The 23,559-nt window shown below is 70.3% G+C and carries 23 protein-coding genes; 10 read left to right on the forward strand and 13 right to left on the reverse strand.

What is annotated here, in order from left to right:
• Positions 1-66 precede the first annotated feature (66 nt).
• The gene (locus ACWGKS_RS10535) at positions 67-504 is read right to left on the reverse strand and encodes a molybdenum cofactor biosynthesis protein MoaE (protein WP_358503448.1); all 438 of its coding nucleotides are present in this window, start codon (positions 502-504) and stop codon (positions 67-69) included.
• Positions 505-572: 68 nt separating this feature from the next.
• Complete coding sequence (locus tag ACWGKS_RS10540) at positions 573-1,703, reverse strand: NAD-dependent epimerase/dehydratase family protein (RefSeq protein WP_358503450.1); 1,131 nt, start codon at positions 1,701-1,703, stop codon at positions 573-575.
• Between the two features lie 63 nt (positions 1,704-1,766).
• Here ACWGKS_RS10540 and ACWGKS_RS10545 point away from each other — a divergent pair, with 63 nt between their 5' ends.
• From ACWGKS_RS10545 to ACWGKS_RS10555, 3 genes are read left to right on the forward strand one after another with little or no spacing between them, the layout of a single operon-like run.
• Entirely contained in the window at positions 1,767-3,188 is a 1,422-nt protein-coding gene (locus ACWGKS_RS10545; RefSeq protein WP_358503453.1) for a zinc-dependent metalloprotease, read from the forward strand.
• Positions 3,185-3,745 carry an NUDIX hydrolase gene (locus ACWGKS_RS10550; protein WP_358503455.1) on the forward strand — a complete coding sequence of 187 codons (561 nt, stop codon included), beginning with the start codon at positions 3,185-3,187 and terminating at the stop codon, positions 3,743-3,745. Before ACWGKS_RS10545 ends, ACWGKS_RS10550 begins: the two co-directional genes overlap by 4 nt.
• A gap of 27 nt (positions 3,746-3,772) precedes the next feature.
• Complete coding sequence (locus ACWGKS_RS10555; RefSeq protein ID WP_358503458.1) at positions 3,773-4,135, forward strand: hypothetical protein; 363 nt, start codon at positions 3,773-3,775, stop codon at positions 4,133-4,135.
• A gap of 13 nt (positions 4,136-4,148) precedes the next feature.
• Here the strand turns inward: ACWGKS_RS10555 and ACWGKS_RS10560 are convergent, their stop codons facing one another.
• The 6 genes from ACWGKS_RS10560 to ACWGKS_RS10585 all read right to left on the reverse strand — a co-directional run bounded on the left by ACWGKS_RS10560 (position 4,149) and on the right by ACWGKS_RS10585 (position 9,271).
• Positions 4,149-4,715, reverse strand: coding sequence for a M48 metallopeptidase family protein (locus ACWGKS_RS10560; protein WP_358503461.1), 567 nt, complete (start codon positions 4,713-4,715; stop codon positions 4,149-4,151).
• A 281-nt stretch (positions 4,716-4,996) separates the two neighbouring features.
• Positions 4,997-5,155: a hypothetical protein gene (locus ACWGKS_RS10565; protein WP_190318501.1), complete on the reverse strand. Its 159-nt coding sequence runs from the start codon at positions 5,153-5,155 to the stop codon at positions 4,997-4,999.
• A gap of 56 nt (positions 5,156-5,211) precedes the next feature.
• The gene (locus ACWGKS_RS10570) at positions 5,212-5,490 is read right to left on the reverse strand and encodes a WhiB family transcriptional regulator (protein ID WP_358503464.1); all 279 of its coding nucleotides are present in this window, start codon (positions 5,488-5,490) and stop codon (positions 5,212-5,214) included.
• Positions 5,491-5,685: 195 nt separating this feature from the next.
• A complete protein-coding gene (locus ACWGKS_RS10575) occupies positions 5,686-6,036 on the reverse strand; it encodes a hypothetical protein (RefSeq protein ID WP_358503467.1) in 351 nt (116 codons plus the stop codon).
• A 243-nt stretch (positions 6,037-6,279) separates the two neighbouring features.
• Positions 6,280-7,170, reverse strand: a complete 891-nt coding sequence (gene tesB, locus ACWGKS_RS10580) for an acyl-CoA thioesterase II (protein WP_452522423.1) — start codon at positions 7,168-7,170, stop codon at positions 6,280-6,282.
• A complete protein-coding gene (locus tag ACWGKS_RS10585) occupies positions 7,163-9,271 on the reverse strand; it encodes an ATP-dependent DNA helicase UvrD2 (RefSeq protein ID WP_358503473.1) in 2,109 nt (702 codons plus the stop codon). Before ACWGKS_RS10585 ends, tesB begins: the two co-directional genes overlap by 8 nt.
• 257 nt (positions 9,272-9,528) lie before the next feature.
• Between ACWGKS_RS10585 and ACWGKS_RS10590 the strand changes: the two genes are divergently transcribed.
• Together ACWGKS_RS10590 and ACWGKS_RS10595 are read left to right on the forward strand one after the other, a co-directional pair.
• On the forward strand, positions 9,529-9,789 hold the full coding sequence (locus ACWGKS_RS10590) for a mycoredoxin (RefSeq protein WP_358503516.1): 261 nt from the start codon (positions 9,529-9,531) through the stop codon (positions 9,787-9,789).
• Between the two features lie 170 nt (positions 9,790-9,959).
• The gene (locus ACWGKS_RS10595; RefSeq protein WP_358503518.1) at positions 9,960-10,379 is read left to right on the forward strand and encodes an ANTAR domain-containing protein; all 420 of its coding nucleotides are present in this window, start codon (positions 9,960-9,962) and stop codon (positions 10,377-10,379) included.
• A gap of 180 nt (positions 10,380-10,559) precedes the next feature.
• On the opposite strand, the gene nudC is transcribed toward ACWGKS_RS10595, so the two are convergent.
• Both nudC and ACWGKS_RS10605 read right to left on the reverse strand, forming a co-directional pair.
• Positions 10,560-11,510 carry an NAD(+) diphosphatase gene (nudC, locus tag ACWGKS_RS10600; protein WP_358503476.1) on the reverse strand — a complete coding sequence of 317 codons (951 nt, stop codon included), beginning with the start codon at positions 11,508-11,510 and terminating at the stop codon, positions 10,560-10,562.
• Between the two features lie 123 nt (positions 11,511-11,633).
• Complete coding sequence (locus ACWGKS_RS10605; protein ID WP_452522426.1) at positions 11,634-13,010, reverse strand: dipeptidase; 1,377 nt, start codon at positions 13,008-13,010, stop codon at positions 11,634-11,636.
• An 84-nt stretch (positions 13,011-13,094) separates the two neighbouring features.
• Here ACWGKS_RS10605 and ACWGKS_RS10610 point away from each other — a divergent pair, with 84 nt between their 5' ends.
• From ACWGKS_RS10610 to ACWGKS_RS10625, 4 genes are all read left to right on the forward strand, one after another.
• Complete coding sequence (locus ACWGKS_RS10610; RefSeq protein WP_452522428.1) at positions 13,095-13,487, forward strand: ArsR/SmtB family transcription factor; 393 nt, start codon at positions 13,095-13,097, stop codon at positions 13,485-13,487.
• 26 nt (positions 13,488-13,513) lie between these two features.
• On the forward strand, positions 13,514-13,996 hold the full coding sequence (locus tag ACWGKS_RS10615) for an SRPBCC family protein (protein ID WP_452522430.1): 483 nt from the start codon (positions 13,514-13,516) through the stop codon (positions 13,994-13,996).
• Positions 13,997-14,077: 81 nt separating this feature from the next.
• Positions 14,078-14,620, forward strand: a complete 543-nt coding sequence (locus tag ACWGKS_RS10620; protein WP_358503488.1) for an EF-hand domain-containing protein — start codon at positions 14,078-14,080, stop codon at positions 14,618-14,620.
• Between the two features lie 214 nt (positions 14,621-14,834).
• Positions 14,835-15,488 (forward strand): DUF4333 domain-containing protein, encoded by a 654-nt coding sequence (locus ACWGKS_RS10625; RefSeq protein ID WP_358503491.1) that lies wholly within the window; start codon positions 14,835-14,837, stop codon positions 15,486-15,488.
• A gap of 66 nt (positions 15,489-15,554) precedes the next feature.
• Here the strand turns inward: ACWGKS_RS10625 and ACWGKS_RS10630 are convergent, their stop codons facing one another.
• The 3 genes from ACWGKS_RS10630 to ACWGKS_RS10640 form a co-directional block, all read right to left on the reverse strand.
• The gene (locus tag ACWGKS_RS10630) at positions 15,555-19,133 is read right to left on the reverse strand and encodes an ATP-dependent helicase (protein WP_452522432.1); all 3,579 of its coding nucleotides are present in this window, start codon (positions 19,131-19,133) and stop codon (positions 15,555-15,557) included.
• Positions 19,126-22,323 carry an ATP-dependent helicase gene (locus tag ACWGKS_RS10635; protein ID WP_358503521.1) on the reverse strand — a complete coding sequence of 1,066 codons (3,198 nt, stop codon included), beginning with the start codon at positions 22,321-22,323 and terminating at the stop codon, positions 19,126-19,128. Before ACWGKS_RS10635 ends, ACWGKS_RS10630 begins: the two co-directional genes overlap by 8 nt.
• Before the next feature lie 86 nt (positions 22,324-22,409).
• A complete protein-coding gene (locus tag ACWGKS_RS10640) occupies positions 22,410-22,742 on the reverse strand; it encodes an MGMT family protein (protein ID WP_358503497.1) in 333 nt (110 codons plus the stop codon).
• A gap of 96 nt (positions 22,743-22,838) precedes the next feature.
• Between ACWGKS_RS10640 and ACWGKS_RS10645 the strand changes: the two genes are divergently transcribed.
• Positions 22,839-23,555 carry an ArsR/SmtB family transcription factor gene (locus ACWGKS_RS10645; protein ID WP_358503501.1) on the forward strand — a complete coding sequence of 239 codons (717 nt, stop codon included), beginning with the start codon at positions 22,839-22,841 and terminating at the stop codon, positions 23,553-23,555.
• Positions 23,556-23,559: the final 4 nt, after the last annotated feature.

The following is a 23,559-nucleotide window of genomic DNA, read 5'->3' on the forward strand; positions in this document are numbered from 1 at the left end:
GGGCGCCCGGGCACGAGCGTCCCGGAGACCCGAAAAGGGGCTCCGGAGGGGGTCAGGGGCCAGGGTTCAGGGTGAGCCGACCCATTCGGTCTCGCCGTCTTCGAAGGCCTGGTTCTTCCAGATGGGCACCTGTGCCTTGAGGTCGTCGATGAGTCGCCGGCAGGCCGCGAAGGCCTCTTCCCGGTGCTCGGCGGCGGCCGCGACGACGACGGCGAGGTCGCCGATCTCCAGGTCTCCGACCCGGTGGGTGGCGGCCATCCGTACGACGGGACGCCCGGGGACGCTGGTGTCGCTCAGCACCTTCTCCATCACCTCGCGCAGGCGGGCCTCGACGGTGGGGTGCGCGGAGTAGGAGAGGGCGGACACGTCACGACCGTGGTCGTGGTCGCGCACGGTCCCGATGAAGACGGCGGTGCCGCCCGCCCGGGGATGGGTCACCGCCGCGAGGACCTCGTCGACGGACAGGGGTGTTTCGCGAACTGCCGCGAGAGTGATCTCTTCCACAGGTGAACCGTATCAATCGGTGGGGCGCACGCGAGGTTCGCGCGTGCCGTGATCGGTGGAACCGTGGGTCAGCCCTTCCCGCGCTTGCGCAGGTGACGGATGGCGGCGACGGTTCCGATGGTCGCGGCGGCCGCGCCCGCCGCACCGGCGGCGGCGGTGATGGTGGCCTCCTTGCGACCGAGGGTGCGACCGGCGATGGCGTGCTTGCCGCTGTTGGACTCCAGTAGTACCCGCAGGGTCGACTCGCTGTCATGCGTCGGCTTCCAGCCGGCCTCGCGCAACGAGGCGCAGTCCACCACGCACGGGTAGACGAGGAACTTGATCTCACCGGCGGCGGCCGGGGTGATGCGGGCCTGGTGCAGGCGACGCACCGCACCGAAGGCGAGGTTGGCGGCGACCTCGAAGTGCTTCATCTCGGCGATCGCCTCGACCTCCCCCTGTGTCAGGGATCCCTCGGAGGCCACGGCGACCACGCCGTCGCGTCCCGTCACGCCGTTCAGGGCGCAAAAGGCCAGCGCGGAGACCAGGTCGTCCTCGTGGCAGAACTGCCAGTGCTGTTCGTGGCCCTTGACGGTGAGCAGCCGGGGCGCGGCGAAGTGTCTGCTCAGGAGCGTGTCGAGTTCCGGACCGACCAGTGGCGCGGGGCGCACGACGGTCACCGTCAGGCCCGGGTGCGCGCGGCGGGCGCGTTCGGCCAGTTCCTCGACCGCGGCGAAGTCGCCCATCAGGCCCTCGCTGTTGTCCGACACGCGACCGGAGTCCTCGGGCAGGGGGACGGGGTTGTCCGGCGCGGCTCCATAGACCATGCTGCTGGTGACGAGGACGACCCTGGGGACGCCTGAGGCGGCCGCGGCGGTCAATACGGTCTGAGCCGCCAGGATGTTGTGTTCGCGCCGGCGCGCCGGTCTGGTGTCCAGGGAACGGTCGTCGGCGGTGTGCACGAGGACGTCGATGCCCTCCAACCGGGACACCAACCCCGGATCGCAGACATCGGCGATCCGCCAGGTGACATCGCGCAGGTCGGCGAACTCCTGGTCGATCGCGATGATCTCGCGGGCCCGGATGGAACCTTCTGGCGCGGCCAGGCGTTGCACGAGAAGCCGGCCGACCCCGGTGGCGGCACCGGTGACGGCGACTACCGTCCCCGACCGTCCTGGGGAGCTGTGCTCTGGGCGAACCTGGCTGCTTTCGGTATTCACTCCGGGCGACTCCCAGCTAACGTGACAGTGGAGACCAAACCTAATCCTGCCTGAGGTCTGATTGTGAGCGACCTGCCTTTCGGTTTCAGCATGCCGAACGATCCCGATGACGAGTCCGGACGCCGTTCAGGCGACTCCGGCTCGGGTGCCGGCAGCGGCCGCCCGGGCGGGGGGGACTCCGGAACACCGGACGGGTTCCCGTTCGGGAATCCGCAACAGATGGCCGACATGCTCCGCCAATTCGCGGACATGATGTCGTCCCAGCCCTCCCCCGGCCCCGCCGGGGAGTCCGCGACGTCCTCGACGTCCGGAATCAACTGGGACATGGCCAAGAACATCGCGCGGCACAGCGTGTCCCAGATCGGGGACCCGAGTGTGCCGCCCGCCGACTACGCACGGATCGAGGAGGCCCTGCGCCTCGCCGACCTGTGGCTCGACCAGGCTACCGACCTCCCCTCGGGGATCCAGACCGCTCAGGCCTGGAGTCGGTCGGAGTGGATCGAGAAGACGATGGCCACGTGGGCGCAGCTGTGCGACCCGCTGACCGCCAAGACGGTTCAGGCCATGGGCCAGAACCTGCCCGAGGAGATGGCCTCCATGGCCGGTCCTCTGCTCGGCATGATCCAGCAGATGGGCGGCATGATGGTCGGCCAACAGGCCGGTCAGGCCATCGGTGGGCTGGCCCAGGAGGTGATCGGAACCTCCGACATCGGCCTGCCGCTCGCCGGTGAGGGCAACGCCGCACTGCTGCCCTCCGGGGTGGAGAAGTTCAGCGAGGGTCTGGAGATCCCCGCCGACGAGGTCCGCCTGTACCTGGCCGCCCGCGAGGCCGCCGTGCACCGCTTGTACTCGCACGTGCCGTGGCTGCGCTCGCACCTGTCGCGCCTGGTCGAGGAGTACGCCGCGGGGATGTCGTACGACGTCAGCGGCCTGGAGGACAAGCTCGGGGAGATCGATCTCACCAACCCCGAGGCGATCCAGGAGATGATGTCCGGCGGGATGGGCGCCGAGGGGCTGCTCCAGCCCGAGGACACCCCGCAGCAGAAGGCCGCCTTGGGTCGACTGGAGACCACCCTGGCGCTGATCGAGGGCTGGGTGGCGACCGTGGTCGCCAAGGCCGTGGACGAGCGCCTTCCACAGGCCGGTGCGCTCGCCGAGACCACCCGGCGCCGTCGTGCCACCGGTGGCCCCGCCGAGCACACGTTCGCGGCACTGGTCGGCTTGGAACTGCGACCACGTCGGCTGCGCGAGGCCGGGGCGCTCTGGAACGCCTTGGAGGAGGCCCGAGGGATCGAGGGGCGCGACGCCGTGTGGCAGCACCCCGACCTCATGCCTTCCGGCGACGACCTGGACGACCCGAACGGTTTCGTGAACGGTCGCTCCGACGAGGGCGTCGACTTCGACATCTCGTCGCTGACCGACCCGGACGGGGCCGAACGGCCCAAGCCGGGCGACGAGGACCAGGGCGAGAAGGGCGGCGAGTGAGCCTTCACGAGGACGCCCGGGCGGTACTGACCGCCTGGGCCGCCCCCGACGCCGGGCAGGAGGAGCTGCGCACCTCCTACCTGGCGCACCTGGAGTCCCACGACGACGCCATGTGGCGCACGTGCCTGCCCGGGCACCTGACGGCGAGCGCGGCGATCCTCTCCGCCGACGGCTCCCGGGTCGCGTTGGTCCTGCACCGGATCCACCGGATGTGGTTGCAGACCGGCGGTCACTGTGAGGACGCCGACGCCACCCTGGTCGGGGCCGCGCTGCGGGAGGCAACGGAGGAGTCCGGCATCACCGGGATCACCATGTTGCCCGAACCGGTCCGCCTGGACCGGCACTCGGTCCCCTGCGGTGGCGGAAGCCTCCACCTCGACGTGCAGTTCGCCGCGGTGGCCCCCGACGACGCCGTGCTGGTGCGCGACCCCGACGAGTCCGCGGACCTGGGCTGGTTCCCGGTCACGGACCCACCCGAACCCACCGACGACTCGGTGCGCGACCTGGTCGCCGCCGCGGTCGCCGCCGTGACGACACACGGCCCCGTCCACCCCTGAGGCCGGCCTGACCCCCGAGGTCGTGACATGTCCCTGTTCACCATCATCGCCCTGGTCGGCGGGCTCGTGGCCCACCTGTTCTACCGGCGGCTGCGCAAGGCGGCCCGGGAACTGCTCTTCGACGAGCGGAGCGGCCGGGTCGACTCCCGTGAGGCGGCCCGGATCAGGTACGGGCACACGCGTCGTTCGTTCCGTGCCGCGCAGCTCGTCTGCGCGTTCTTGTCCCTGCTCCTGTTCGCGGTGGCCGGCCGTGCGACGGTCTCCGGTTCCTGGGGCGGCACGACGGCCTACGTCGTCCTGGTGTTCGGCGCGTTGCTGCTGGCCGGCGGGTACCTACTGGCGCGGGCGTACCGCGAGATGCGGGTGGCCGGCAAGGCTCTCGAAGGCTGAGGACTCGGTGGCGCTAGTCCTCGAAGGCGACCTCGTCGTCTTCGAGGTCGTCGTCCTCGGCGGCGTGGGCGCACCCCTCGGAACGGCTGCCGGCACTGTAGCCCTCCAGGTAACCCCGGGCCCGTTCGGCCTTGGGGTAGCGGCGGACCAGTTCCCAGAAGTCCCGGCCGTGGTGCGGGATGTGCAGGTGGGCGAGTTCGTGCACGAGCACGTAGTCGACCACCCATGAGGGCATACCGGCGACACGGCGGGAGATGCGGATGGCACGGGTGTCCGGGGTGCACGAGCCCCAGCGGGTGTTCTGGTTGTCGACCCAGCGAACGGTGTCGGGGAGCCGGCTCCCGCCGAGGTAGCGTTCGGCGAGTTCGACGGCGCGTTCGTGGAGTTCGCGGTCGCCGCGGCGGCGCCGCCCCTCCTTCGCGTCGAGTTTCCGCAGCATCTGGTCCACCCAGCGCTTTTCCTCTGCGCGGGAGAACGTCGCGGGCACGAGGACGACAGTGGTGTCCCCGTCCCGGTAGGCCGACACGGTACGTCGGCGACGAGGACTGCGTCGTACCTCGACTTTGGTGTTCGAGGGCACGAAGTTTACGGTAGCCCAGAGGAGCGTTTCCGAACAGGTGTGCCGTGGTCCGATATGTCATTGGGTCGACCTGATGTCCGGGTCGCCGATCCGGATCGAAATGCACCACGGTGTAGCGCGTTCTGCCCTGACCAGGCCCCTTCCGAGGTGGTGAGACAGGCCACACGACCCCGCCACGAGTCGCACCGATCGGCATTTTGGTTATCGAAACGAGACCGGGCGGCCTCCCTGGTTCAGGAGACCGCCCGATCGTGTTCACCGATTCACCGCGTGCGCCGGCGTCAACATAGCCGCGACCACGCGATTTCCATGATCGCTTCCTCCACCCGGCGCTCCTCCCGCTGGCGGGCGCGCAGCTGTCGGGCGCCGATCCTTCTGAGCTGGTGCTCGTGCGGCTCCTGCTCGGTCCGCTCCACCATTCGCATGAGTTCCTGCATCATCGCTCTTCGAGTCCTTCTCGGTCGTACGTTCTTCGTGGGACGAGGTCGTCGTGGCCTCAGGCCGCGACGGGGGCCGGGTTCTTGCGGGGGCGACCACGCGGGCGCTTGCGCGCCACGACCTGGCCGGAGACGAGCAGCTGCCCACCCCAGACGCCCCACGGCTCACCCCGTTCCAGGGCGTCCGTCAGGCACTGCTCCTTGATGGGACAGTCCCCACAGATGGTCTTCGCCGCCTCTACATCGGCGGGAGCCTCCGCGAAGAACAGGTCCGGCTCTCGACGGCAAGGAATGTCGACCTCACCCAGCTGGGGCGTTACCAGGACCGACGCAAGCATCGGTGCCCTCCAAGATCTTTGATCGTTCGTACAACGCGGTCGGTGTTCGGTCACCGGAACCGGTCCGGTGAGGGACCTGGACTCTGCGATGTCGCCGTCTACTCCCCGCCCCTTGGGGACGGAGGGCCTGACGGAGATACAAAGAAAGCCGCGGGCCCCTTTACTGGGGTCCGCGGCCACGGAGTGGAAGGCCGGCTAGGCCGGTGTCCTCCGTGGACACTCCCCCAGTGCGCCATAACGGCGCCGGGTTTCATTCAGGGCGTGGATGCCACCGGTGAACTTGCCGCGATCAAGGGCAAGTCCGGACTCGTCGCGCAGGGCGCCGATGACACCGGGTTCGGACACACTGGTCCCCTCGGACACGGGAATGCCCGCGATGAGCAGGCCCGTGCCAGAGACGGCCACGCCGCCCGGGGTGTTCATACGGTCGCCACCGAAGGTGCGCTCGAAGGCGTCACCGCTCAGGTCGGCACCCAAGCGGAAGGACGGCATGAACGGCTGCCATGTGGCTGCGAGACCGGTGGTCTCCTGGTTCTTCGTCATCATCAGATCGGGCACCTCCTTCAAAGTCGGGTACAGGGTCTTGCACCTGCACCGAGAGCGGTCATTGCGACGTTGTACACACTACGGTCGCCGAGTAGAAGACGGCAACCCATTTTTGACCTGCGAAAACGTCCGGATCCGGCCAGAACTTCCACGGAATACCGAAGGGCCGGAGGTTGCCGACTTGCCCCGCCGACCCTTCACCATGTCGTTCTGCCTGATCAGGTCAGGTTCCGTCTGTGGAGATCAGCTCCAACCCTCCGCGTCGACGACGCGGATCATCCCCTCCTGTACGACCGAGCAGACGAGCTGTCCATCGCGGGTGTACACCAGGCCTCGGGCCAGACCCTTCGCACCCTGGGCGGTCGGGGACTCCTGCGCGTACAAGAGCCACTCGTCGGCGCGGAAGGGGCGGTGGAACCACATGGCGTGGTCCAGGCTGGCCATGGCGATGCCCGCGAACGAACGCCCGTGCCGGAGCAGGACGGTGTCCAGCAGCGTCATGTCGGAGGCGTAGGTCATCAGGCACACCTGGGTGAGCCGGTCGTCGGGCAACCTCCCGTCGACCTTGAACCACACCGGGTTGGTGGCGGTCCGCAGCTCCGGGTCGCGTTCGGCCTCGAAGGACATCGCGCCCACCGGCCGCATCTCGATGGGATGCCACTGGACGAAGTTCGGCACCTTGCCGAAGGCCTCGCGCAGTCGTTCCCGGGTGCTCGACAGCTCCTCGGGCGGCGGCACGTCCGGCATCGGGATCTGGTGGTCCAGCCCGGGTTCCTCCTTGTGGAAGGAGGCCGACAGAGTGAATATCGCCTTGCCGTGCTGGATGGCCACCACCCTGCGAGTGGTGAAGGAACGACCGTCGCGGACCCGATCGACCTCGTAGACGATGGGCACCGACGGATCACCCGGTCGGATGAAGTAGGCGTGCAGGGAGTGCACGTACCGCTCGGCGGGTACCGTCCGGCCCGCCGCCACCAAGGCCTGACCCGCGACCAGACCACCGAAGACCCGTTGGGGCCCCTCCTCCGGGCTGATCCCCCGGAAGATGTTGTCCTCGATCCGCTCCAGGTCCAGGACCCTCAGCAGCTGGGCCAGGGACTGCCCGCCGTCGCCGACGTCGAAGCCTTCACTCATCCTCTTCCTCCCCGTCACCGGAACCCGGCCCCTCCGGTTCGTCACCCGCCACGAGCGCGAGCACCGCCTCACCGTAGCGATCCAGCTTCACCGCGCCGACCCCGGAGACCGAGGAGAGTTGGGACACGCTGCCCGGTTCCTGTTCCGCGATGGCCTGCAAGGTGGCGTCGGTGAAGATCACGTAGGCGGGAACCTTCTGCTCCTGCGCGGTTCGGCGCCGCCAGTCGCGCATCCGTTCCAGCAACGCCTCGTCGTAGGTGGAGGGACAGTCCACACAACGTCCGAGTTTGCGCTCGGTGACGTCGGTGAGCGTGTTGGAACACACCCGGCAGCGCGTCACCCCGCCCTTGCGCCGGTCCCGGCGCCCGCTCGTGGAGGGCGAGGCGGGTCGCAACCCGTCGAGGAACCGCGAGGGCTTACGGGTCTTGCGGCCTCCGGGCGAGCGCGCCAGGGACCAGGACATCGCCAGGTGTTCACGGGCACGGGTGACGCCCACGTAGAACAGCCGGCGTTCCTCCTCGACCTCGTCGTCACTCTCGGCGTAGATGATGGGCATCATGCCCTCGGTCAGTCCGGCCAGGAACACCGCGTCCCACTCCAGGCCCTTCGCGGCGTGCAGGGAGGCGATGGTGACCCCCTCGAAGCCGGGCGCGTGCTCGGTGGCCATGCGCGTCTCAAGCTCGTCGACGAAGTCGGCCATGGTCGCGGACCGCCCACCGGGTCCGGACTTGGCCGCCATGTCCTCGGCCAGCTGGACCAGTGCCGAGAGCGACTCCCAGCGTTCCCGGGCCTGACGGCCCTCGGGCGCGGTGTCGGTGAGCCCCATCTGGGACAGCAGGTGGCGCACCGTTCGCACCAAGGGTTCGTCCTGCTCGTCGGCCACGCCCTGCCTGGCCCCGCGCAGGGTGTGGACGGCCTGCCGGATCTCGGGACGCTCGAAGAAGCGGGTGCTGCCGCGCACCGTGAAGGGCACGTTCTGGTCGCTCAGCGCCTGTTCGTAGGCGGCGGACTGGGAGTTGATGCGCACCAGGACCGCGATCTCACTCGCGGGCGTCCCCTCCTCCAGCAGGACGCTGATCTTGCGGGCGACGCCGGTGGCCTCGGCGAGCTCGTCGTCGTACTCCTGATAGATCGGGTCCGGCCCGTCGGGACGCTGTGCCCGCAGGGTGAGGTGCTCGGCCGCGGCCGAACCCTTGGCCTGGCCGATCACGTGGTTGGCCACGCGGACGACCTGGGGGGTGGACCGGTAGTCGCGGACCAGTCGCACCACGGTGGCGTGCGGGAAGCGGTCACCGAACCCGGTGAGATAGCCGGGGGTGGCGCCGGCGAAGGAGTAGATGGTCTGGCTGGGGTCGCCGACCACGCACAGGTCGTCGCGGTCACCGAGCCAGGCGTCCAGGAGGAGTTTCTGCAGCGGGTTGACGTCCTGGAACTCGTCGACGACGAAGTATCGATACTGGTCACGGACCCGTTGGGCGATGGCGGGGTACTCGTTGATCATCCCCGCGGTGAGTTCGAGCATGGACTCGAAGTCGAGCAGGTTGCGCTCGCGGCACAGCTCCTCGTACGCCTCGAAGACCCGGGCGACCTCGACCGCCGGCATGGGCGCCTGACGACCGGCCTTGACGATGGCCTTGTCGTAGTCGCCGGCGCGCACCTGCGTGACCTTGGCCCACTCGATCTCACTGGCGAGGTCGCGCAGCCCGGTCCGGTCCGGTTGCAGTCCCACGGCGTTGGCGGCGCGCGCCACGACCTTGATCTTGCTGTCGATCAGGGTGGGCTTCTCGCCACCGACCACCTGTGGCCAGAAAAAGGAGAGCTGGCGCAGGGCGGCCGCGTGGAAGGTACGGGCCTGGACCCTGGGCGCGCCCAGGGCACGGAGCCGGCCGCGCATCTCACCGGCGGCGCGCGCGGTGAAGGTGACCGCGAGGACCTGCTGTTCGGCGACGACCCCACCGGCCACCGCGTACGCGATCCGGTGCGTGATGGCCCGGGTCTTGCCCGTGCCGGCACCCGCCAGGATGCACACGGGGCCGCGCAGCGCGCGTGCCGCCTCGGTCTGTTCCGGGTCCAGTCCCTCCAGGACGCGGTCGGGGTCCATGGTGCTCCTGAATCTGGTCGGACGGGTGGGTCTGGGCGGACAGTCTCTCAAGTATCGGCGCCCGCCGGAGCCGATCGTCCACGGCCCCGACCTGAACAGGCCGAACGAACCGAGTGACACATTCCAGAACCAGTCGCGCCTGTGAGGCGTCCCACGTTGTGTCGAACCACCATGGGAAGCGGCTCGGGTCGCCCGGTGTTGGAACCATCGGGATCCTCCCGAACCATGGCAGTCGACGCGGAAAAGACGTGAGCGAGATGACGAGTACCGGTACCGAGCGATTCACGATGTACACCACCCCCTGGTGCGGCTACTGCAAGCGGCTCAAGAGCCAGCTCTCCCGAGAGGGCATCACCGGCCGAGAGGTGAACATCGAGGAGCACCCGGAGGCCGCGGAACTCGTCTCGAAGGTCAACGGTGGGAACCAGACAGTCCCCACCCTGGTCTTCAGTGACGACTCGGCGATGACCAACCCGTCGCTCGCTCAGGTGAAGAAGAAGTTGGCCGAGCTGTCCTAGGACCGACGGCGCGGGCCGCCCCACGCGGCCCGCGCGACGGGAAGCCCTCCCTCAGGGCGAACGCACCCCGGTCCAGGGTGGCCCGGTCGACACCGGCAAACCTGTACATGACGGGGAGTGTGGAGTTGGGGGACGACGTGAGGCCTCATGACATCGCGACCACCGACACGGTGGACGCCGAAGTGGTGCGACGCACCCCGCACGGGTGGCGCGTGGGCGGTGGGCATAACCGCCATGACGCCCCGGACCTGATCAGCGCGATGGTGCTGGCGGACCTGATCACCTCCGAGGCCGGGGGGCCACGCCCCCGCGCCCAGGCGCCGGGTCGGGCGCCGGAGGGGGCCTCGGAGGTGGACCGCCTGAAGCACACCATCGCGCAGTTGGAGCACGCGCTGCACTCTCGTGTGGTGGTGGAGCAGGCGATCGGCGTCCTGGCGGAGCGGCACACGATGCCGCCGCGCGAGGCGTTCGAGCGGCTGCGTTCCTCGGCGCGTTCGCGTGGACGCAAGGTGGCGGACCTGGCCCGAGACGTGGTGGAGAGCAGCACCAGCCCACTGACCGTCCTTCCGGACGAGCTCGGCCAGATCTGATCGGGCGCCGGTCCGATCGGACCGGCCCACCGGGGTGGCGTGCCGCGGACCGTCCGATGCGGGGGATGGACGGTCCGCGGCGCTCTATCCCTGAGCGCCTCCGCCGGCGCTTCGTCCCACCCGTCGCCCACCACCACCCTCAACGGACGCCTACGGCGCAGCCTCATCGGGTGTTCGGGGCTACCAGCCGCCGGACAGACGTCCCCCGTACCAGTGCTCGATGAGGGTGCGGGCTATGGAGACGTGTCCGGGCAGGATCACCTCGCCGGCCTCCGCGGCCGCGGCGAGTTCGGGGCGGGTGAACCAGCGGACCTCGGAGATCTCGTCGTCGGTGGCCGTGGCCTCCCCCACCGCGCGCGCGGTGTAGCCCACCATGAGACTGCGCGGGAACGGCCAGGGCTGTGAGGACAGGTAGCGCGGGTCCCGCACGATCACGCCGGTCTCCTCGGCGACCTCGCGGACGACCGCCTGTTCCAGGGACTCCCCGGCGTCGACGAACCCGGCCAGGACCGAGAAGCGCCGGGCGTCCCAGTTCGGGTTGTGGCCCAGCAGCGCCTCCTCCCGGCCGTCGCGTTCACGGTGCACCAGCATGATCACCGCCGGGTCCATCCGGGGGAACTGCTCGGTGCCCTCCTCCTCGCAGACCCGGACGTGCCCGGCCTTCTCGATCCGGGTGCGGGATCCGCAGCGGGGGCAGAAGCCGTGGGTGGCGTTCCAGTTGGCCAGGGCGATGGCCCGGGTGAAGAGGCCGGTGTCGTGGTCGTCGAGGGCCGCGCCGACCTCGCGCAACGAGGCGGGTTCGGCGACGGGATTCACCGCCAACTCCTGTTCGGAGCGCACCGCGAAGTACGCGCGTTCGCCGTCGCTGCCCAGGAGGTAGCGCTCGCCCTTGGGCGCCTGCTCGGGCGTGATGAGGACGAGTTCGCGGGTCCGGCCGGTGGTGACCAGGGCGCGGGACTGCTTGACCATCAGCGCTTGCCAACCGTGGCTTCCGGGCTCGCCGCCCTCCAGGACCAGCACTCGGGTGTTCGTGTCGGCCCAGGCCTTGGCCAGCCACTCGTCGTCACCTCGACGGTGTCCGGCGGAGTCGACCGAGGCGCGGGAGAGTGCGGGTACGGCGTCGAAGTCCATGGGACCTTCCTGTAATCGTGCGCGACACACCAGGTGTAACGCGTTCGGGGGCACCGTGCACTCCCGACGGATGAACCCGCGCACTTCCGGGTGAGAAGTGCGCGGGTGCGACCGTTGGGCGGGTCAGGCTCCCTTGCCCAGTTCCTCCCACAGATGGGCGGCGCTCTCGGCGCCCTTGAGCAACAGCGGCATCTCGACCTTCTCGTTGGGGGCGTGGATGCGGTCCTCGTTGAGGCCCACGGCCACGAACACCAGAGGGGTCTGGAGGATGTCGGCGATGTCGGCCTCGGGCCCGCTGCCGCCCTCTCGGGTGAACAGGACCTCCTTGCCGAAGGCGCGGCTCATGGCGGCGCGGGCGGCCTTCAGGGCGGTGGAGTCCAGGTCGGAGGCGCAGGCGCGCACACCGGGGCCACCGAACTCCAGTTCGGCGTGGACGCCGTCGGGGGTGTTGGCCTCCACGTACTCGCGGACGCGGTCCTGGATCGTCAGGGGCTCCTGCCCGGGGACCAGCCGGAAGCTGATCTTGGCGTGCGCGGAGCGCGGGACGATCGTCTTGCCGCCGGCGCCGGTGTGGCCGCCCCACATGCCGTTGATCTCGGCGGTGGGCCGCAACCAGACACGCTCCAGGGTGCTGTAGCCCTTCTCGCCACGGGCCGCGGTGGACGCGGCGGTGGCCAGCCATTCCTTCTCGTCGAAGGGGAGCCGGGCGATGAGCTCGCGTTCCCGCTCACTGGCCTCGACGACACCGTCGTAGAAGCCGGGGATCGCGACGCGGTCGTCGCCGTCGTGCAGCCCGGAGAGCAGGTCGCTCATGATCTTGAGCGGGTTGGGGACGGCACCACCGAAGGAGCCGCTGTGCAGGTCGCGTTCGGGCCCGTACAGGTTGATGTCGACGTCGGTGACGCCGCGCATGCCCACGCACATGGAGGGGGTGTCGGGTGCCCACATGGTGGTGTCGGAGATGACGGCGACGTCGCAGGCCAAACGTTCGCGGTTGGCCCTCATCAGCTCGGCGAAGTGCACCGAGCCGGACTCCTCCTCACCTTCGACCAGCAGCTTGACCGTGACCGGCGGGGCGTCCGCGCCGGAGACGGCCAGGGCCGCGCGCACGCCCAGGGCGTGGAAGAGCACCTGGCCCTTGTCGTCGGAGGAGCCGCGCGCGTACAGGGAGGTGCCACGCTCGGTGGGGACGAACGGTTCGGTCTCCCACTCTTGGAGCGGGTCGACCGGCTGGACGTCGTGGTGACCGTAGACCAGCACGGTGGGCGCGTCGGGGTCGGCGGCGGGCCATTCGGCGAACACGGCGGGCAGGCCGGGGGTCTCCCAGACCTCGACCGTGGGGAAGCCGGTCTCGGTGAGGTGGTCGGCGAGCCATCGGGCCGAACGTCGCACGTCGTCGTGGTGCGCGGGGTCGGCGGAGATCGAGGGGATCGCCAGCCACTCCTTGAGCGCTCTGAAGAACTCGTCCTTGTGGTCGTCGATGTAGGCGCGTGCGTCCATATCCCGTCCTTGTCCTGGACATCCTTGTCGAATTCGACCTTAGGACCTGGACGTACACGACATGACACACTAACCTACAACCAAATGGTTGTATTTGTTGTGACCGGTGAGAACGAACACGTGGACCGGCTGTTCCACGCGCTGTCCGACGCCACCCGCCGTGACATCCTTCACCGTTCCGTGGAGGGTCGCCTGTCGGTGTCCAGGTTGGCCGAGGACTACCCGATGAGTTTCGCCGCGGTACAGAAACACGTCGCGGTGCTGGAGCGGGCAGGCCTGGTCGTCAAGGAACGTCGCGGCCGGGAACAGCTCGTTCGCACCGAACCCGAGGCCCTGCACCACGCCCGCGCCGCCCTCGACCGGATCGAGGACCTTTGGCGCGGACGCGTGGATCGCGTGGCCCTGCTGGTCACCGAGAATCCCCGGGACCCCGACGAGAACGAGGATGGGGACGAGACCGAGGCATCCGGCACCTGAACGCGACCGCGAGAGGAACCGAGCCGATGAGCGTCACCAGCGTCGACAAGGATTTCGAGAACCGTACGATCACCCTGGTCTGCGACTTCCCCGTCGGTGTGGAACGGGTGTGGGAGTTGTGGGCGGACCCGCGCCGGTTGGAGAGGTGGTGGGGACCGCCGACCTACCCCGCGACCGTGGAAAGGCACGAGCTCACCCCCGGGGGTGACGTCACCTATTACATGACGGGCCCGACCGGTGACCGGCACTCCGGCTGGTGGCGCGTTCGGTCGGTGGAACCACCGACCACGTTGGAGTTCCTGGACGGGTTCGGCGAGGTGCCGGGCGACGCCGGGGGCATGCCGACGGTCACCATGCGCCTGGAGATCGCCGAACACGGCGGCGGTACCCGCATGGTCCTGCGCTCGACCTTCGAGTCCATCGAGGCCATGGAACGGATGGTCGAGATGGGCATGGACGAGGGCATGAGCGCGGCGATGGGGCAGATCGACGACCTGCTCGTCACCTGAGTACGGGGAACCACTCGGAGCCCGTGGCACTCTGACGACAGGGGGCGGGAAGGCCCGCCCTCGATCTCGAAGGAGGACCACGTGAGCACCAACCCCCGTATCGCCGCCAGGTTCAGCGACCTGTTCGACGTTCTGGACACCGACGACGACAAGGCCGTGACCTGGGACGACTATCAACGACTCGTGGACCGTTACGTTACCGGTTACGGGTTGGCGGCCGACGAGGAGCGGGCCCGGGCGATCCAGGTCACCTACGAGTCCCTGTGGCGCAAGTTGGTCGATCTCTCCGGGGATCAGACCGGTGGACTGGACCGGGACTCGTTCGTGGGCGCCATGCACGCCGCTTCGGAGGACCGCAGCCGCTCCAACGCGGCCGAGGCCGTGGCGGAAGCCGTCTTCGACCTGCTGGACGCCGACGGGGACGGCCGGATCAGTGAGGCCGAGTTCCTGGTCTACGCGAAGACCCTGGGCGCCGAGGAGGCGGGCGCCCGCACCCGGTTCGCGCACGTGGACACCGACGGGGACGGCGACATCAGCCGCGAGGAGTTCGTGCTCTCCGCCCGTCTGTACCTGTTCGGCGACGACATCGACTCACCCGGCGGATTCGTCTTCGGCGTGGTCTGAACAGACGACGAGAGCGGCGGTGGCCTCTTCCCGGCACCGCCGCTCCGCGTGCTCGCGCACCGCTCGCGCGGCCGACCTTCCACGGGCAGGAGTGATCGGTCGGACACGGAACGCAAGAACACGAACTCGCATCGAAACGCCCAGGTCAGGAACCAGGGCCCTGGTTCTCGGGTCGATTCACATGGCCCATCTCGAAAGAACCAAGGAGGACACGATGCGGCAGTTCAGCAGTGATCGGATCATCGCCGGAGCGGCTCTGGGCGCCTTGCCCCTGCTCTTGGCCGGGTGCTCGTTCAGCTTCGGTGGACCGGGCGCCGTTCCCGCCGACGACGTCGCCGAACAGTCGGCCCGGATGCTCGCCGAGGAGGTCGGCCAGATCCCCGACGAGGTCACGTGCGCCGACGACCTTCCCGCGGAGGTGGGCTCCGAGATCCGCTGTGAGCTCGTGGACGACGGCGTCACCTACGGCGTGACCGTCACCGTCACCTCCGTCGAGGGCAACGACGTCGAGTGGGACATCGTGGTCGACGACGAAACCACCGACGGGTCCGCCCCCGACCCCGGGAACACCGCGGACGAGACGACGGGGGAAGAGGGCGGCACCACCGGGGGCGAGGGCGGTCAGGCGAGCGGTGAAACCGTCCCCGCCGCCGAGGTCGCCGAGCAGTCCTCCGCCGAGCTGGCGGAGGTCGTCGGCCAGACCCCCGACTCCTTCACCTGCTCCGAGGACCTTCCCGCGCAGGTCGGCGCCGAGATCCGCTGTGAACTCGTGGACGGCACCGACACCTACGGCGTGACCATCACGACCTCCTCGGTCGACGGCTCCAACGTCGACTGGGACATCCAGGTCGACCAGGCGCCTCAGTAGGACGGCGACGTCTCGGGCGGACGGCGGTCGCCGCCCGAACCCGACTGACGGGCCGCGCGCGGCCCGTCAGTCGGGTTCGGGCAGGCGGGTGAACAACGCGGCCAGGCCCTCGGCGTCGAGCAGGTCCACGGGGCGCACGGTCTCGTTCGCGCGCACGTAGTGGAAGGCGGCCCGCACCTGGTCGGATCCGGCCCCGACCAGGTCGGCCCAGGCCAGCCGGTAGGCGGCCAACTGCACCCCCGCGGCCCGTCGTTCCTCCGAGTTGCCGGGTGGGCGGCCGGTCTTCCAGTCGACCACGTCGTAGGTACCGGTCTCGGAGTCGTGGAAGACCGCGTCCATACGGCCTCGAATGAGCCGGTCGCCGATGACCGTCTCGAACGGCACCTCCACCTCCAGCGGAACCCGCCGGCCCCACTCGCTCTCCTCGAACATCCGCTGGAGTTCGGCGAGGTCCTCGTCCTCCCCCGCGGTCTCGTCGGCGGCCCCGGGCAGTTCGTCGAGCAGGGTGGCGTTCTGCCCGAAGCGCTGTTCCAGCCAGGAGTGGAAGGCGGTACCGCGCCGGGTGTGCGGGGCCGGCGGCCGGGGCAGCGGCCGGCGGATCTGCCGGGCCAGCGCGGAGGGGTCCCTGGCCAGCCACACCATGGAGGACACCGACAGGTGATCGGGCAGTTCCACCTCGACCGGCCCCTCCCCCGACCCGATGACGGCGCGCTCCCGGTGGGCGAGCAGCAGTTCGGTGTCGCGTTCCCAACCGTGGAGCCGTTTGCGCAGCGCGTCGGGGGTCTTCTTCGGTAGCGCGGACTCCCCGACCCGCAGCCTGGCCCTGGCCTGTTCCACCAGGTCGGCTCCGGCCAGGATCTGTTCACGGCGGCCGTCCGCCCGAGGCTCGGACACGGGTTCGGGCACGGGCGCGGAACCCGGGTCGTGGTCGGCCACGAAAGCGTCGTCGTATTCGGGGTCGTACTCCGGCTCGTACTCGAACTCCGGTTCGGGACCGACGAGGTCGGGTGCGATCCCCTGCGCCACGGTGGGCACCGGGAAGGGTTCGGACTCGATGACCGGCTCCGTCACGGACGGTTCCCGCGGCGGCCACACCGCCGAGGGCTCCTCCTCGTCGTGCGGGTTGGTGTCCTCCGGGTCGGGTGGCGGCGCCCAGGCCACCACGGACCCGGCGCCCCCCTCGCAGGCCTCGCGGATCTCCTCCAGGAACATCGACGGCCCGCGCGGGGTGCTTCCGGTCCGCCCCCACCAGTGGCCGGTGCAGACCAACGCGTAGGAGGCACGAGTGACCGCGACGTAGGCCAGCCGCCGTTCCTCCATCAGGTGGCGGGCCTCCTCCGCCGCCTTGAACTCGGCGATGTCCTCCTTCTCCACCCCACGCAGGGCGGGCAGGCTCGCCCTGTCGCCGCGCAGCGGATACGGCAGCAAGTGGTCGGCCTTGACCCAGGCCAGGGAGTCGCGGGCCTTGGCGGGGAACAACGGCGCGCGCTTGCCGGCGCTGACCCCGGGCACGAACACCACCGGCCACTCCAGACCCTTGGCGCCGTGCATGGTCATCAGCTTGACGCTGTCGGAACCACCCACCCGCTCTCCGGGGCTGAGCGCGCTCTCGTTCTCCTCGGCGGCGTTGAGGTAGCCGAGGAAGCCGCCCAGGGTGGGGTCCTCGGTGTTGCCGACGAAGCGCACGGCGTGGTCGACGAAGGCGTCGAGGTCGGCGCGGGCCGACAGGGGGTCGCGGTGGATGCGCGCCCCCACCTCGATGTCCAGCCCGAGCATGCGTTCGATCTCGGTGATGAGGTCGGGCAGGGGCTGGCCGAGGAGCTTGCGCAGTCCGCGCAGTTCCTCGGCCAGTCGGCCCAGGCGTTCGTAGGCGGTCTCGGAGTAGTTCTCGGCCGGTCCGGGATCGTCGACGGCGTCCACGAGGCTGCCGCTCTCGGCGGTCAGGTCCAGGACGGTGCGGCGCAGTAGGTCCTCGTCGGGCTCGTCCTCTTGGTCGGGGCCGGAGGTGGTCAGGTCACGCCTGGTGTGCCGGGCGAGTTCGGCGGCGCGGGAACCCAGGGCGGCCAGGTCACGCGGGCCCAACCGCCAGCGGGGACCGGTGAGCAGGCGTGCGAGTTCGTTACCGGCGGAGGCGTCGTGGACGACCCTCAGGGTGGCGATGATGTCGCGGACCTCGGGCACCATCATGAGTCCGCCCAGGCCGACGACCTCCACCGGGATGTCGTGGGCCTCCAGCGCCTCCCGCAGCGGCGGGAACTGCGAACGTTTGCGGCACAGGATCGCGATGTCACCGGGGCCGACGGCGCCATCGGAGGCCCCACCGGACTCCCCCTCCGGCCAAGCCCGACCGTCCGGGGCGAACACCGGGCCCCCCGAGTCGTCGGCGGTGGCGTGGACCAGGCGGCGCACCTGGTCGGCGATCCACGCCGCCTCCTCGGTCTCCGTGGCGAACAGCGCGGCCATGGCGGTGCCGCGGCCACGTCGGGCGGGTCCCGGATACAGGACGGGCACGTCGGCGGCCTCGGCGCGCAGTTCGTCGGAGACGCGCTCGGCCACGTCCAGTACGCGTTGGCCGTTGCGGAAGCTCACCGACAGGCGTCGCACCGGGGCCGGTCGCCCCGGAGCGACGGGGAAGTCGGTGGGAAAGCCGGTGAGGTTGGCGGCGATCGCGCCCCGCCATCCGTAGATGGACTGGCAGGGGTCGCCGACCGCGGTCACCGGATGGCCCTCGCCGAACAGGGCGCGCAGCAACGCCAACTGGGCGTGGCTGGTGTCCTGGTACTCGTCGAGCAGCACCACGCGGTAGCGGCCGCGTTCGATCAGCCCCACCTCGGGGTGGTTGAGGGCGATGCGCGCGGCCAGGGCCATCTGGTCGCCGAAGTCCATCGCCTCCCGACCACGTTTGGCGTCGTTGTAGCGGTCGATCAGCGGAAGCAGCTCCTCGCGGCGCCGCTGGGCGTCCACCAGGTCCTTGGTGGGTTGGGTGGGCTTGCGCCGCATGGCGTCCACGCCCGCCTGGATCCACCGGCCCACCCCGCGCACCTGGTCGGTGCTGGTGAGGTGGTCGGCGATCTGCCCGGACAGGTCCAGGACCCGGCGGGTGACGGTGTCCGCTCCGACGTTGATGTGCCCCATGGGACCGTCGTACTCGCCCACGATCCGGGCCGCCAGTTGCCAGGACTGACCTTCGCTGAGCAGTCGGGAGGTGGGCTCGACCGCCTCGCGCAGGGCGTGGTCGGCCACGATCCGGCCCGCGTAGGAGTTGTAGGTGGAGACCGTGGGTTCGCCGTCCAACGGTTCCTCGGGGAAGAGTTCGGTGGCGCGCAACTGTTCCAGACGCTTGCGCACGCGTTCGGCGAGCTCGGCGGTGGCCTTGCGGGTGAAGGTCAGACCGAGCACCTGTTCGGGTCGCACGTGTCCGTTGGCGACCAGCCAGACCACCCGGGCCGCCATGGTCTCGCTCTTGCCGGATCCGGCGCCGGCGATCACCACCCCCGGTTCCAGGGGCGCGGAGATGACCCGTGCCTGTTCGACGGTGGGTTCGGGACGCTTGAGGAGCCGGGCGAGTTCGGCGGGGTCGAATCTCGGGGTCGGGGGCGGGGTATCGGGGGCGGGGGTCTCGGGGGCGGGTGTGGGTTCAGACATGTCTGCCCTCGTCCTGGACCGGGCAACAGGCGCGCACGGCGCACGAGTTGCATCCGGTGTTTCGGGTGGCGGTGAACCGGGACCCGCCCATGCCGGTGGCGACCTCGCGCACGAGGGTCTGCGCCCACCCGGGGTCGGGGTCCTCGCCCAGGGGAGACTGGGCCTGTTCGCGCGCCTTCTTGCTGAGCGCGGCCTTGCCGACCTGCACGAGCGTGGCGCCCCCCGGCTCGGCCAGGCCGAGCTTGGCGAAGGCTCCCTTGAGCACGGCCATCTGGTACACGCCCAACTGGGGGTGGCGGGCCAGGTCATCGGCCTTGGTACCGCCGGTCTTGATGTCGACGACCACGGCGCGGCCCTGGTCGTCGCGTTCGAGTCGGTCGACACGACCGGTGATCTCGATGCCGCCCACGTCCACCTTGAAGCCCTCCTCGGTGACGACCAGTTCGCGATCGTTGCCGGTGTCCCAGTCGATGAGCTTGCGGACCATCTCGTCGGCGCGCTCACGCTGTTTGTCGGACTGCCATGGTCCGCCGAAGTCCAGGTCGGACCAGATCTCGTCCATGCGTTCGCCGACCTCCTCCGCGCTGCCGCCCTGGGCGACCAGGACGGCCACGGCGTGCACGACGGTGCCGAGCGCGGAGGCGGAATCGCCGGAGGAGGCGCCGGCGGCGCGTTCCAGCAGCCAGCGCAGTTGACAGTTGGTGAAGCTCTCCACCTGAGAGGGCGACACCCGGATGGTGTCCTCCGGCTCGGAGAGGGGTCGGTCGTCGCTGAAGGGGGTGAGGGCGTACCACTCGGCGGGGTCGGCGCCGCGCACACCCTCCTCGGCCAGGCGGGCCAGGTGGGCGGCGGAGGCCTGCCGAAGCGGCCCCGGAGCCTCGGGGTCGGTGACCACCGAACGCAGGTCCGCGACCAGGGCGGGCAGGGACAGCCATCGCCGCCCGGTGCTGATCGGTTCGGGGTCGCCCAGTCCGATCTCGGTCAGGAAGCGCGAGGGACGTTCCTCGGCGTCGTCACCGCCCACACAGGTGACGTAGAGGGTGCGGCGGGCGCGGGTGAGCGCCACGTAGAAGAGTCGGCGTTCCTCGTCCAGGAGTTTGGAGGCCAGGGCGGCCCCGTAGGAGTCCGCCGAGTGGCTCTGGGCGTCGACCAGCTCCTCCACACCGAGGAGGGAACCGCGAAGCCGCAGGTCGGGCCACTCCCCCTCCTGGGCTCCGGCCACCACGACCAGACCCCATTCCAGCCCCTTGGACCGGTGCGCGGTGAGGATGCGCACCGCCTCGCCCTCGGGGGCACGCTCGGCGAGGCTGTCGCCGGGGATCTCCTGGGCGGCCAGGTCCTCCAGGAACCCGTCGGGGGTTCCCGGCGGGAGGCGGTCACAGTAGCGGGCCACGCTCTCGAACAGGGCGACCACGGCGTCCAGGTCGCGGTCGGCGGCGGCGCCGCGGCGGCCTCCGGCCTGGCTGGCTCGCAGCAGTCGGTCGGCGAGCCCGCTGTCGCGCCACAGTTCCCACAGGACCTGTTCGGCGTCGGCGCCCTTGGCGTTCAGGTCACGCACGGTGCGCAGCGCCTTGGCGACCCGGGTGGCGGGCGCGGCGATCTCGGGGTCGACCAGGGTGAGTTCCCGTGGATCGCGCAGGGCTTCGACCAGCAGCCGGGCGGAGGAGCGGTACCCGATGTCCTGGTCGTCCCTCCCCTCGCCCTCACCGGCGGCGTCCTCGGTGACGCCGTCTGTGGTCGCGTTCTCCCGGGCGGACCGGACCCGGTCCAGGTCGAGTCGGCGCAGGGCCCGCACCAGCCGGCGCAACCGGACGGAGTCGGCCTCACCGAAGGCGCTCATCAGGAGTTCGCGGGCGGCCTCGTCATCCAGTTCCTCCGGGCGCAGCCCGTACCGGATGAGGCCGAGCAGGGGACGGACCAGGGGTTCGGCCGCCACCGGAAGTTCGTCCGAGCCCACCACGACCGGCACCGAGGCGGCGGTGAGGGCACGGCGGAGCACCGGCAGTTGTCGACTGGAGGAGCGCACCAGCACCGCCATGTCCGACCACGGGACCCCGTCGATCAGGTGGGCCCGGCGCAGGGTGTCGGCGATGACCGCGGCCTCCTGGGTGGCGCTGTCCGCCATCAGCAGGTGCACCTCGCCGTCGGGGATCCCCTCCGCGGGGGTGAGGTCGCGGTGGGCGTTGACCTGCCCGCGCGCGGAGGCCACGGCGGGCAGCCTCCGGGTCAACCCGCGGGAGGCCGCCAGCAGGGCGGCCCCGCTGCGGCGACAGGTCCGCAGCGCCACGACCGGGGCGTCCTCACGTTGCAACGTGGGGAAGCGGCTCGGGAACTCCAGGATGTTGTGCACCTCGGCGCCGCGGAACCCGTAGATGGACTGGTCGGGGTCGCCGACCGCGATCAGGTCTCGCCCGTCCCCGGCCAGGGCGCGCAACAGCTCCTCCTGGGCCGGGTCGGTGTCCTGGTACTCGTCGACGAAGACCACCTCGTGAGCGGAACGTTCCCGCTCCTGCACCTCGGGGTCGGAGAGCATGTTCGCGGCGACGCGCACCAGCTCGGCGTAGTTGAGCGTGGGCACGGGGGCGATGTCGAAGCGGCCGTTCATACGGGACAGGAACCCTGCGGCCGAGGCCCAGTCGTCGCGGTCGCGGTCGGTGGCCATCGCCGTCAGCGACTCGGGGCCCAGCCCACGTTCCTGCGCGCGCATCAGGAAGTCGCGCAGCTCCTCGGCGAAACCGCGCGTCTCCAGGGCGGGCCGGAGCCGTTCCGGCCAGGCCTCCCCACCGTCGGCGAGTTCCCACCGCAGGAGTTCACGGACCTCCATGAGCTGTTCGGGCCCGGACAGGAGCCGGGGCGCGAGGTCGCCCATGCGCTGGAACTCGCGGCGGATCAGCGAGTAGGCGTAGCTGTGGAAGGTGAGTGCCAGGGGCTCGCGAGTGGTGCGGCGCAGCCGACCGGTGATGCGTTCGCGTAGTTCCTGGGCGGCCTTACGGCTGAAGGTGAGCACCAAGATCCGGGAGGGATCCACGCCACGGTGGTCGATGCGGTCGACGACGGCCTCGACGATGGTGGTGGTCTTTCCGGTCCCCGGGCCCGCGAGCACGAGGAGGGGACCACCGGGGTGGTCGACCACGCTCTGCTGGTTCTCGTCCAGCACCGGCGGCGGCGTCGCCTGATGGGCGCGCCGCACGAGACGGTACGGGGATGTGTTCACCTCACCAGTTCACCAGAGGGAAACGACCATCCCGGACGCCCCGGGAAGAGTCGGGTACGTCCTCAGCCCCTGGTCCGCCCGTCCCAACGGGCTTGAACCATGTCCACCCGGTCGCTTCCGGGGCGCATCGGGGTGCCCTCCCCGGCGTAGTGGGACAGGGCACGCACCTCGTGCCCCGAGGCGGGCCGTCCGTCCGAGCGCACCACCCGCCACCAGGGCACTCCCCCTCCCCATCGGGACATGACCGCCCCCACCTGCCGGGGTCCGCCCCGGCCCACGTACTCGGCGATGTCGCCGTAGCTCATCACCTGTCCCGTGGGAATCCGTTCCACCACCGACAGGACGTCCTCGGTGTACTCGTCGGGTCCATCCTCTTCGGGCAACGCTTCGGTCATGGACGTGAGCCTAACCACCCCCACCGACAGGCTCACCGGTACCCGCACCCCTCCACTTCGGCGTGCGCCGAAACGTCGTCGGGGCATCCTGAAGACATGCTCGAAACCGACGGCCCCCATCTGGCGGCGCTGGCCGCCCTGCTCGCCGATCCCACCCGGGCGACGATGTGCCTGGCGCTCCTGGACGATCGGGCGTGGACATCCGGCGAACTCGCCCGGCACGCCGGGGTGTCCGCCTCCACCGCGAGCGAACACCTGAACCGGCTGGTCGAGGGCGGCCTGCTCACGGAGGTCCGGCAGGGTCGGCACAGGTACGTACGGCTGTCCGGTCCGGAGACCGCCCACCTGGTGGAGACCATGGCGGGCCACATCGCCCCGGAACGTCGGCCGGTGCGTTCGTTGGCGCAGAGCGCCCGACGACGGGCGCTGTCCCGTGCCCGCACCTGTTACGACCACCTCGCCGGGGCCCTCGGTGTGGACGTCACCCGAGCGATGTCCGAGCGCGGCCTCCTCGACCAGGAGACCGGGTTCGCGCTCACCGACGCCGGATCGGCCTGGTTCTCCGACCTCGGAATCGACCTGCGAAACGGGGGACGCCGCCCCTTGGCCCGTCCCTGCCTGGACTGGACGGAACGCCGACCACACCTGGCCGGGGTGGCGGGCGCGGCCCTGCTCTCACACGTCTTGGCCGCCGGTTGGTGCGTGCGGATCGGGGGCGGCCGAGCGTTGCGGGTGACCGACCAGGGCGTACGCGACCTGGCCGACCTGTTGGGGTTGGATGTTTCAGCCGGCGCCGAAGCGTCCGCGTCCTAGGGTT

Source organism: Nocardiopsis sp. NPDC055879 (genome assembly GCF_053615935.1).